This window comes from Neisseria sp. P0021.S007 (genome assembly GCF_051956855.1).
On sequence record NZ_JBQCXA010001781.1, the window covers coordinates 1 to 435 of the forward strand.

Annotated in this window: 1 pseudogene; it reads left to right on the top strand. The window is 44.6% G+C overall.

Annotation, left to right across the window (positions count from 1 at the left end):
• Window positions 1–183 precede the first annotated feature (183 nt).
• Window positions 184–435 (top strand): annotated as a pseudogene (locus ACTHUR_RS21430) (DUF4230 domain-containing protein); the annotation flags it as partial.

Sequence of the window (435 nt, forward strand, 5' to 3'; positions counted from 1 at the left end):
GTCTTGTCTTTACCAAAAGGCAAACTATGTGTGATGGTGGTTTTTTATTACTTTTTGGTAATGTTTCGACAGAAGGTCGTCTGAAAAACAAAAATTGCGTTTTCAGACGACTTTTGCTTGAAATCTGAACATTTGAAAGAATATGGGCGTTAAGTTCAACGCAACCGAAAAGGGTTTAAGCTGATGAAAATGGTTTACCGACTGATTTTAATATCTATTTTTTGTGCAGTCGCAGCGGCGGGCGGTTGGTTCTATGCCCAGCACCGCAATGACAACGCCCATGAAGCGATTTCGCGCGAAGGCGTTTTGATGCAGATTAAGCAGATGAACCGCTTGGAAAGCACGGCTTTTTACATCGACACCATCATCCGCACCGAGAAAAAAGGCGACTGGCGCAGATTGTGGCAGGACGCGCAAAGCGGTCTGTTTATCGTG